We start from the raw sequence: 10,750 nt of genomic DNA on the forward strand, positions 1-10,750 counted from the left end.
ATCGAGAACAACCGCAACATCTTGCCCACCGAATACTCCGAGGTGTCAATTGGGCGGCGGCTCTTCCGCGACGGCACGTCCGAGTACCTGATGAACGACACCACCTGCCGCCTGAAGGACATCACCAATCTGTTTATGGACACGGGCATGGGCGCGGATGCCTATTCGGTGATTGAGCTGAAGATGATCGACGAAATCGTGTCGGGAAGCAATGCGGACCGCCGCCGCATGTTTGAGGAGGCGGCGGGTATCACACGCTACAAGATGCGCCGCCGCCAGGCGCTGCGCAAGCTCGACAACACGCAAGACGACCTGGAGCGCATCCGCGACCTGACGGGCGAGATTGGCTCGCAGGTGAAACGCTTGAAGCGCCAGGCCGAAAAGGCGGCTGAGCACGAGGAGCTCACAGAGGAACTGCACGCACTGGAGCTGCAACTGGCGCAGAAGGAGCACGACCGCCTGCAGGCACAGCGCGCCTCGGTGGCCGCCGAGCAAGAGGCTGCGCAGATGCGCGCCGATACCGTCGAAGAAAAGCACGATGCCGCCGAAGACCGCCACGAAGCGCTGCGTCGCACCCTGAATGCGCAAGAGGAGGAACGCGATGCCCGCCGCGAGGCGCTGCAAGACCATCGCGCCCAGATTAGCGAGTGGGAGGCGGAGCTGCGCCTCCAAAACGAACGCCTGTCGCGCGCCCAAACAGACCGCAGCGAAGCGCAGTCCGCTCAGGAGCGCGACACCACGCGCCACCAAGAGGTGCGCAAGCGGATTCAGGAGGCCCAGGAGCAGCTGCAAGAGGCCCGCCCGGCCCGCAAGGACGCCGAACAGGCGCTGGACGAAGCGGCCGAACGCCGTGAGGCGGCTGAAGCGCGGGCCGAATCGCTCCGCAGTGATGTCGACGACGCCCGCCAGGCGCTCAACGCCCACGAAAAAGAGCAATCCGAGCGCCGCCGCACGCTCGACCGCCTTACGAACCGCCTTGACCTGCTCGAAGAGGCGCAGGAGCACGCCGCCGAGCAGAAGGAGCAGCTCGCCGACACCGCGTCCGACCGTGCGACCCAGACGCGCGAGGCCCGCGCCGCCATGAACACCGCCGAGGCCCGGCTGGGCGATGCCGAAGAAGAACTCGCCAGTGCCCGCACGCGCTACGACGCCGCCCGCGAGGCGCTCGAATCCGTCGAATCGGCCTACCAGGAGGCCCAGCGCCGCCGCGACGCCGCCGCCGCCGAAGTCGACCTGCTGCAAGGGCTCGTCTCCAGCTACGACGAGTTCTCCGACGCCGTGCAGCACCTGGCCACCGAAGGCCCGCTGCCCAACCTCCTGACCGTGGCCGACGTGCTCGGCTGCCACGATGAGTGGCGCGTGGCGTTGGATGCGGCGCTTGGCGCATGGGCCGAATGCATTGTGGTTCAGACGGATGCGGAGGCCCGCAACGCCATCCAGGCGCTGCGCCAGGACGAGGCAGGGCAGGCTACGTTCGTCGTGCTCGACCGCCTCCCCACGCCGCCCGCTGCCCCCAAAGCACCCGCCAGCACGCATGTTTTGCGCGATCAGGTGCGCGTTACCGATGACAGATACGCTGCCCTGGCCGATGTGCTGCTGCACAATTGTTTCGTGGCAGAAGACCTCGAATCGGCCCAAGAGGCCGCCGCCGATGCGTCCGACCCCGCCACGGTCTATGCGCCGACCGGCGAGTGGGCCAGCGCACATGGGCGGATGCGCGGGGGCAGTCGCCAGGAGCATGCCTCGCCAGTAGCCTCGCGGGTGGGGCGCCGCGAGCAACTGGCCGAGGCGGAGGCCGAATGGGAGGCGGCTCACGACCAGTGCGAAACCCTCAAGGCCGAACGCAACGGCGCCCGCGCCGACTTCGAGCAGGCCGAGGCCGATCTCGATGATGCGCGCACCGCAGTCAACGAGGCCCAGCGCGCCTACGACCGGGCCGAATCGCGGGTAGAACAGGCCACGCAGGAGCAAGACGATGCCGAGGCCCGCCGCGACGAGCTGGCCGATCGTATGGCCGAGCGCGCGGAAGAGCTAAGCGAACTCCGCACCGAAATCGACACAGTGCGCACGGCGGTGCAAGAGGCCGACGACACGCTGCAGGAGCTCCGCCGCACCCGCCAAGACGCGGAATCGGAGCTGGGGCGTGCGGCTGAGGCCGAGCGCGAAGCCGCCGAGGCCCACAACGAGGCGCAACTCGCCGCGGTGGAGGCCCGCAACCGCGTGCAGTCGCTGGAGCGCGAACTGGAGCGCCTGCAGGAGCAGCGCGACGAAATCGCTGAGCGCATGGAGGAACGCAGCACGCGCGCCGACGACCTGTCTACGGCCATTAGCGAAGCCCAAACCGCCCGGCAAGAAACCCAGCACAAACTGGAGCACGCCCGCAACGAACGTCAAGACTACCAGGAGGCCGTCGATGCGGCTGAATCTGCCGTACAGGAAACGCGCGAGCAGGTCAGCGAGGTCGAGCAAACGCTACGCACACTGCGCCAAGACCGCGAATCCGCCGTGCAGAAGGAGAACAAGGCGGCGGTGCGACGTGCGGAAATCGACACGCGGCTCGAAGAACTGCAGTCGGCCATTGCCGAGGACTTCGATCGCGACCTGGACGACGATCCGGTTGAATTGCCTGATGACTTCGATGTAGATGCAGCCCAGGATCGTGTGCGCTCCTTGCGTGGGAAGCGCAATCAGCTTGGCAACGTAAATCCGCTCGCCGTTGAGGAGTATGCCGAGACGAAAGACCGCCTCGACTTCCTCATGGAACAGCAAGAGGATCTGGAGAAGGCCGAAGACACGCTGCTCGAAACCATCAGCGAGATCAACACCAAGGCCTCTGAGCGTTTTGAAGAGACCTACACCTCCATCCGGGAGAGCTTTCAGAAGCTGTTCACTGACCTGTTCGGCGATGCTGCCAACGCCGACCTGGTGCTGGCCGATGCCGACGACCCGCTCGACGCGCCCATTGAGATCCACGCACAGCCCCCCGGCAAGCGGCCCAGTACGCTCGAACAGCTCTCCAGCGGCGAGAAAACGCTCACCGCTATTGCACTACTCTTCGCTATCTACCTGGTGAAGCCCAGCCCGTTCTGCATCTTAGACGAGGTCGACGCCCCGCTCGACGACACCAACGTAGAGCGCTTCATGGGGCTGATTCGGCGGTTTGAGCAGGATACGCAGTTCATTCTCGTGACCCACAACCAGCGCACCATGGCCCTGGCCGACCGCATGTACGGCGTTACGATGCAGGAGAACGGCGTGTCGGAACTGGTCGGCGTGGAGTTCGACGAAGCGGTGGAGTTGGCGGGCTGATGGCACTGATCCACCCGCTATTGTCATGCTGAACGCAGTGAAGCATCTCAGGTCACACGGACAGAGCACCTGCTTGGGGCTTGCGTGATGTGGTGCTGAATCGTGAGGGGGGGATTCCAAGCCGCGAGGCTGGCGCTAAGATCCTTCCGCCCAAGGGCGTCAGGATGACCTGCAGATAGGAGACAGGACTTGTTCAGTCACGAGAATCTTTCAAGTCGCATAGTGCACTCCCATATGTTGAACGCAACGAATACGTCTTGGAGCCTCGCCCGCGGTGAGCCGTTTAGTAGGTAGGTAATCGCCATAGGCCGCTAACTCAGAACGCCCCCTATCATGGCCTCCGCTCCCGAATCCCGCATGGCTCGAACCGTCCGCACCGTCTCACTGCGCGAATCTTCGTCTGATGCCGCCTACTGGCGCGCACAGCCGCCCGAGGCACGCTGGCAAGCCGTTGAAGAAATCCGCCGCGAATATCATGGCTGGCCCCAAGACACTCCACCCCGACTTCGTCGCGTTTGTCGAATTGTTAAACGCCCATGACGTCCGCTACTTGATTGTCGCTGGATATGCTGTTGCGTTCCACGGACATCCTCGGTACACCAAAGACCTTGACATCTGGGTTGATGCAACCATAGAAAATGCCGGTCGTCTGCTGGATGCCTTAGCAGCATTTGGATTTGGGTCGTTAGGTCTTACTGTCGATGACTTCTTGCAACCGGATACGATCATTCAACTTGGCGACCCTCCCAATCGGATCGATCTGCTGACGGAGCTTCCAGGTGTTACATTCAACGAAAGCTACCAATCTTTTGTCACGATCAAAGTAGACGATGTGCCCGTCCATGTGATAGGGTTGGAGGAGCTTAAGACAAATAAAGAGACCGTAGGGCGTCACCAGGACCTGGCCGACCTCGACAATTTAAATGGTTAAGCTCTTCCTTTCCTTCCTCCACATCCGTCAGAACACGGATTCTGAACCCAAACAACCGGATCAATCCGGCTGCGTGTTGTCCATCAACTGCTGAAACGCATCCACAAATTCGCCGACGTGGCGCCCATCCACCAGAGCATGATGCACGTGAATGGAGACAGGCATGGATCGCGTGCCGTCAGGGGCTTCGGTCATCTTCCCGAAGGCCATCTTTGGCGCGCTGTCTTCGAACCCAAAGTGACGGGCGTGCGAGAACGCGCTAAAGTCGAGCCACGGAAGCGACGTAACGAGAATCACGTTCTCGCCCGATGATGTCGGCGTAAGATCTGTACCCGCCCGCACGCGCTCCATTTCGGCCTGGCCCGCCGCAGCAAACGTAGGCCAGCGTTCGTGATACTCGGTGTAAGCAAATCCGAACGTCCCGTCAGGGCGGTCCACGGTGAACGAGACATGAACCCGGTCATGCAGGTAGACATCGTCTCCTTCGATGCGGAGCCGAAACGGCTCCACCCGATTCGCTGCCGCCAGAGCCTTATGCAGGTAGAACAGAAAGAACGACTGCTCTTCCTCTTTGCAATGTGCGTAAGCGTGTGAACAATCCACATCCACGCAGACGCCAAAAAACGGCTCATCGAACGACTGGAAGAACTCAAAATGGTCCTTGCGCGGCCATGCGTCCAGATCCAGTTGCTGTTTCATGGGGTATGTGGCGAAATGAGAATGATCTGTGGTGATGGAAGCAGATCGAATCGATCCGGGACATTTCTGAACATATTGCACGATGCATCTTTCCTTCGAATGGATGCCAGGAGCCGCCTTTCTATCAATGAATCACGCAAGGCCGAACCCGCCCTGTGAAACTGTGGAATTGTTCACGGTACTGTGCTCCCAATGAACGATGCGAATGCGTAATGCATGCGCTCTCATCCCGTTCGCTGCCTCCTCTACCGGAGACCAGGAACGGAGAAGGGGCGTTCTTTTGATCGTGAACGCCGTTCGAAGACTGAACCTCCTCGTTTACCTCTACCACACATTTAACGACTCGCATGCGTCTTTTTCATCTCGGTTGGTGGAGCGACCAGCTACATCTGTGGGGCGAAACATCGGAAGAGACATATCAGATTGGTGATGCGGAGCCCAACCACCTGTCCTGCGCCTGCCAGCCCGATGTGCTAATGAATCTGCTCGACGAGCAGGGGCTGTCGGTCAACGAAGCGCCAGAGACGATCATTGCGTGGCTGCCCACCGTACGCGGTGCCGCTGTGCCATCATCGCCGGTACTGGAGGAGGGCGACGGCTCCCCCCGCCATGCAGATGCGGTCTCCTTTGCCCCATGGCGCGTGCCGACGCTTCCGCTCGACCGGGCGGCGGTCATCGACCTTTGTGCGGGCAATCCTGAGCGTCGCATGTTTGCGCCCGGCCAACTGCTTGGAAACGACCTGGCCTACTGGGCTCACGTCGTCCGCTTTGCAGGAGCGCTGGTAGCCCGTGAGCAGTTCCTGCCCGGCATGCAAGAACGGGACGGCATCTACCGCGCCTGCTGGGAGCCTGTGGTGCGGGGCGAGGAGACTGAACGGGTAGCGGCTCTTGCCAATGCAATGCCCTCCGCCTGCCGAGCGCTCTCTACATCGGACACGACCGCCCCCGCAACGCCTCCCCGAACCATACTTACAAACGTGCTCGGCGACCTCGTCGATTGCATCGTCCGCATGGGACAGAACGGACAGGCGGCTGCATCCCATCGTGCCCCGGCGTCCTTCGACAGCCTGCACGACCAGTGGCTTCACGCCCTGCGTACATCCGACGGAAAAATACAGGGCAATACGAACGAACTGACGCACCTGGCCGGCCAGTTACGGGCGTGGCGGCGACGGATTGAGGTCACAGCCGGTGCCCCCTTCCGCCTCACGTTTCGCCTCGAAGAGCCCACCGGATCAGGAGCAGACGACATAACGCAAGATGCTGGCTCCTGGCACGTTCGCTACCTGCTGCAATCCACAGCCGATCCCAGCCTCCAGATTGACGTAGCAACCGCCTGGGATCCTGATGCATCGACGCGGCGCGCCTTTGACCGTGCCAGCTTCCAGCCCGAGTCGTATCTGCTTGCGGCTCTGGGGCAGGCCATGGGCGTGTGGCCCGCCATCGAGGAGAGCCTCAAGCAACCCAACCCGGCAAGGCTGGAGCTGGACACAGCGCAGGCACATGCCTTTCTGCGTGAGTACGCCCCGCTGCTGCGGCAGGCCGGCTTCGGGGTGCAACTGCCCGCGTGGTGGAAGCGAGGACGGACGAAGGAGCGCCTTTCCACAAAGGCTAACGCAGCCGCTCCGGACATGAAAGCGAAGGCCGGGCTCTCCCTCAAGACCATCGTTCAGTTCGACTGGGAGGTGGCCCTCGGCGATCATGTGCTCTCGCGCGAGGAGCTTGACGAACTGGCCGAAATGAAAACGCCCCTGGTCAACCTGCGAGGCGAGTGGGTCGAGGTGGATCTCGATGCCATCCGCGAGATGGTCGACCGTCTCGACCGGAAGGACGCCGACCGCTTTACGGTGCGCGACGTGATGCAGATGGCTCTCGGCGCCGAGGAAGGTCCCGCTGGGCTGCCTGTCGAAGACATCTCGACAAGCGGGCAACTGGGCGATCTGCTGGACCGGCTCAACCGGGGCGACACCATCGAGCCGCTTTCCGAGCCTGATGGCTTTGAAGGTACGCTGCGTCCTTACCAGAAACGTGGATACGCCTGGCTTGCCTTCCTGAAGCGGTGGGGGCTGGGCGCATGCCTTGCCGACGACATGGGCCTCGGTAAAACCGTGCAAGCCCTCGCTCTCTTGCAACGCACCTACAACGATTCCCCCGAACGCAGCGCTCCCGAAAGCAACTCCGCAAACACATCTCCACCGCCAAGCCTTATCGTGTGTCCCACCTCGGTGGTCACCAACTGGAAGAAGGAAGCCAACCGGTTTACGCCCGACCTGTCCGTGCTCGTCCACCACGGAGGCGACCGCGCCTCGGACGAAGGAGCCTTCACCGAGCAGATGGCCAATCGCACGCTGGTGGTCACCAACTACGCGCTTCTGCGTCGCGATGTGGAGCTGTTTCGGGCCATTTCGTGGGACACCGTTGTGCTCGATGAGGCGCAGTACGTCAAGAATCCGAGTGCGCAACGCACGCAGGCGGCCCGGTCGCTCACGGCTCAGCATCGCATCGCCATGACGGGCACGCCGGTGGAGAACAATGTTGGCGACCTGTGGTCGATCATGGAGATTATGAATCCGGGGCTGCTGGGAAGCCAGGCCGCCTTCAAAAAGAAGTTCTTCCGGCCCATTCAGAACGAGCGCGACGAAGAGGCCATGCACCGCCTGAAGCGCATCACCGGTCCGTTCATCTTGCGTCGCGAAAAGACCGACCCGACGGTGATCGACGACCTGCCAGAAAAGCAAGAGATGACCGTCTACACCGCGCTCACCGAGGAGCAGGCGTCGCTCTATCGGGCCGTAGTGAAGGAAACGACGGCAGCGCTGGAAGGCGAGCAGTCGGAGCTGGACATGGAGCGGCGGGGCCTCGTGCTCTCGACGCTCATGCAACTGAAGCAGATCTGCAACCACCCGGCCCAGTACCTGCACGACGATTCGCAGATTGCGGGTCGGTCGGGCAAGCTGTCGCGGCTGGAGGAGATGCTGGAGGAAGTGCTTGCGGCCAACGAACGGGCGCTCATCTTTACGCAGTTCACCGAAATGGGCACCATGCTGAAGCGTCACCTGCAGGAAACCTTCGGGCGCGAGGCGCTCTTTCTGCACGGCGGAGTCAAGCAGGAGAAGCGCGACCAGATGGTGGAACGCTTTCAAGAGGCCGACGACGCGCCGCCGTTCTTCCTGCTCTCGCTCAAAGCAGGCGGCACCGGGCTCAACCTCACGCGGGCCAACCACGTCTTTCACTACGACCGCTGGTGGAACCCCGCCGTGGAGAACCAGGCCACCGACCGCGCCTTCCGCATTGGACAGACACGACGCGTGCAGGTGCACAAATTCGTCTGTGCGGGCACGCTGGAGGAACGGATAGCCGAGATGATTGAGCGCAAAAAGAACCTCGCCGATCAGGTTGTTGACGCGGGCGAAGGCTGGGTCACGGAGCTCTCAACCGACGAACTGAAAGACCTCTTCCGGCTGCGTGAGGATGCCATGTGATTCGCGCTTATCACACATCACAATCGCTATTCGCAGAGATACACCGTCACAGATAGACGAATTCTATGAGTTGGTATCGGCACTACGAACAGACCCAGCCGCGCACCGTGAAGGGCGGGATCAAAGCCAAGTCGAAGCGGGGCGCGTTTGGCACGACCTGGTGGGGCGAGCGCTGGGAAGAAATCCTGAAGGGCTTTGGTATCACCAACCGCCTGCAACGGGCGAAACGCTACGCGCGAAAAGGCCAGGTGCTCTCTATTGAGGTGGAGGCGGGACAGGTGACCTCAGAGGTGCAGGGATCGCGCTCCGACCCGTATGAGGTTACCATCCAACTGCAACCCTACGACGAGACCGAGTGGGACGAGATCGTTGAGGCGTTTCGGCGCCAGCCGTACTTTGCCGCAGCACTGCTGGCTGGCGAAATGCCGTCTGGTGTGGAAGCCATCGTCGAGCGCGCCGGACTCACACTATTCCCCGAGCGCGAGGCCGACCTAAAAACAAACTGCTCCTGCCCAGATTGGTCGAATCCCTGCAAGCACATTGCGGCGGTCTATCTCCTGCTTGCCGAAGAGTTTGATCGCGATCCGTTCCTGCTCTTCCGTCTGCGAGGGATGCGACAGGGTGCGCTCATGGATCGCATTGGCGGCAACGATGCTCCCACCGATTCCGACGCCGCATCTGCCAACGATTCGGCCCTTGACTCCGTACCGCTGCAGACCGACGGATTCTGGGACGCCCCCGACTTGCCAGGCAACACGTACGGATCCGTCGAAACGACATCCACCCACGCGGCTCTCCCAAAACAGCTGGGTAAGTTTCCGTTCTGGCGATCCGATGTGGATCTCCTCAACACACTCGAACCGGTGTACGAGGCCGCCTCGGATGCGGGCATCAAGGTGTTCGAGACGGAAGAGGCGTTGGCGGAGTCGCCCTGATGCACCACGCAAAGAGCAAGCGGATGAACGAGCATAAGGAGGGCATACAGCAGGATGCCGAGCTGCGATCAACGGCGATCATTCACGACCGATGCGGACTTTGCTCGGTTCGCCAGCGCCTTGGCTCCAATTTACGGGCCCTCCGCCTGACTTAAACAACTTCGCTTTCTCTCCTGTTGGCGCATCACGCCTTGCCTGACTCTCACGCCTCGCGTCGCGCCAATGTCTATGACTGGATCTGATGCCCTCCGTGCCCTCCTCACCACACAACTCGATGCTACTGTGGCCCGCCGGTCGCACACGGAGATCCTCCGGGCGATTCCCGCCTCCGCCCGAGGCGTATTGCCTGATGGATTACCCGAGGCGTATTCGCTCTGGCAGATCCTGGAGCACATGCGACGGTCACAGGCCGACTACCTCCGGTACTGCACCGATCCCGACTATACTTTTTCGACGTGGCCAGACGACTACTGGCCCAACACGCTCGGACCGCCCAGTGACGCGGCCTGGACCAACAGCCTCGACCGGTTTCAAGCGGATCTGGAGGATGCAAAAACGCTCGTGAACGATCCCTCTATCGACATTGCAGGCACAATTCCGCACGCCAGCGGGGTAGGCTACCACAGCACCCGGTACGCCGAAGAAATCGGGAGCATTGCAGACCACAACGCCTATCACCTCGGACAGGTCGTTACGGTGCGCCGTCTACTTGGCATCTGGCCCCCGTCCAATCTCAAGGAAACAGATTGGTCTGCACCGGAATGAGTTCGTGCTACAGCCCGTTGACAACTACAGACGTTTTTCCAGATCATCTGGGGCTTCGCAACGACCAGATGCACATTTCGTCCGTTAAGCGCCTGGTATCGCGATGCGTCGCGCTCCGATGCCGCTTGACATGGTTAAAGGGTGCTGGCCGATTCGCGTATCGGACGGCGGGTCGAGAACGAGGGGGCTATACGATGGGATAATCGATCCCGAGAAGAGATCGGAAATGGGTCTGATTTGTCAATTTTTTCGGTTGGGAATTGGCTTCAGCGCTTTTTGTGTTTCCTTCCCGCAGTAGGATCCATTTGAAAACGGGCCGAGTATGACCAAACAGATCCCCGGATTCAATCGGTGATCCGCACCGGGCGCATGGCCGTCTGACCGCGATCACCGAACTCTCAACCTGCACGGACTATTGGTGACGAAGAGATGGCAGAAATGCGTCGGGAGTGGAAGCGTCCCTGGTATAATTCAGATCGCTCATAACGTTCTTCAGCCTATCTGTGCGTGTTTTTGACAGCAACATCCTGATCTATTACCTCAACGGGATCTTTTCATCCATGGTACATGACAAAACTCACATGCTCCTTCACACACCCAGGTTTTTGTCATTCTGAGGAGCGCAGCGA

Annotated in this window: 6 protein-coding genes; 5 read left to right on the top strand and 1 reads right to left on the bottom strand. The window is 61.3% G+C overall.

Going from position 1 to position 10,750, the window contains the following annotated elements; genetic code table 11:
- On the top strand, positions 1-3,309 hold a 3,309-nt coding region (gene smc, locus R6U20_RS03745; RefSeq protein ID WP_410336531.1), incomplete at its 5' end, for a chromosome segregation protein SMC.
- Positions 3,310-3,784: 475 nt separating this feature from the next.
- The gene (locus R6U20_RS03750; protein ID WP_410336532.1) at positions 3,785-4,240 is read left to right on the top strand and encodes a hypothetical protein; all 456 of its coding nucleotides are present in this window, start codon (positions 3,785-3,787) and stop codon (positions 4,238-4,240) included.
- A 60-nt stretch (positions 4,241-4,300) separates the two neighbouring features.
- Here R6U20_RS03750 and R6U20_RS03755 read toward each other — a convergent pair whose 3' ends face one another.
- Positions 4,301-4,939: a CatA-like O-acetyltransferase gene (locus R6U20_RS03755; protein ID WP_410336533.1), complete on the bottom strand. Its 639-nt coding sequence runs from the start codon at positions 4,937-4,939 to the stop codon at positions 4,301-4,303.
- Positions 4,940-5,286: 347 nt separating this feature from the next.
- On the opposite strand from R6U20_RS03755, the gene R6U20_RS03760 reads away from it, so the two are divergent.
- From R6U20_RS03760 to R6U20_RS03770, 3 genes are all read left to right on the top strand, one after another.
- On the top strand, positions 5,287-8,421 hold the full coding sequence (locus tag R6U20_RS03760) for a DEAD/DEAH box helicase (RefSeq protein WP_410336534.1): 3,135 nt from the start codon (positions 5,287-5,289) through the stop codon (positions 8,419-8,421).
- Positions 8,422-8,486: 65 nt separating this feature from the next.
- Positions 8,487-9,356, top strand: coding sequence for an SWIM zinc finger family protein (locus R6U20_RS03765; RefSeq protein WP_410336535.1), 870 nt, complete (start codon positions 8,487-8,489; stop codon positions 9,354-9,356).
- A gap of 228 nt (positions 9,357-9,584) precedes the next feature.
- Positions 9,585-10,121 carry a DinB family protein gene (locus R6U20_RS03770; protein ID WP_410336536.1) on the top strand — a complete coding sequence of 179 codons (537 nt, stop codon included), beginning with the start codon at positions 9,585-9,587 and terminating at the stop codon, positions 10,119-10,121.
- Positions 10,122-10,750 lie beyond the last annotated feature (629 nt).

This window comes from Longimonas sp., from assembly GCF_046498435.1.
Lineage (GTDB): Bacteria > Bacteroidota > Rhodothermia > Rhodothermales > Salinibacteraceae > Longimonas.

Coding starts and splice junctions, on each gene's coding strand:
- R6U20_RS03750 (WP_410336532.1), top strand. CDS start 3,785: ATGGCTGGCCCCAAGACACTCCACCCCGACTTCGTCGCGTTTGTCGAA.
- R6U20_RS03755 (WP_410336533.1), bottom strand. CDS start 4,939: ATGAAACAGCAACTGGATCTGGACGCATGGCCGCGCAAGGACCATTTT.
- R6U20_RS03760 (WP_410336534.1), top strand. CDS start 5,287: ATGCGTCTTTTTCATCTCGGTTGGTGGAGCGACCAGCTACATCTGTGG.
- R6U20_RS03765 (WP_410336535.1), top strand. CDS start 8,487: ATGAGTTGGTATCGGCACTACGAACAGACCCAGCCGCGCACCGTGAAG.
- R6U20_RS03770 (WP_410336536.1), top strand. CDS start 9,585: ATGACTGGATCTGATGCCCTCCGTGCCCTCCTCACCACACAACTCGAT.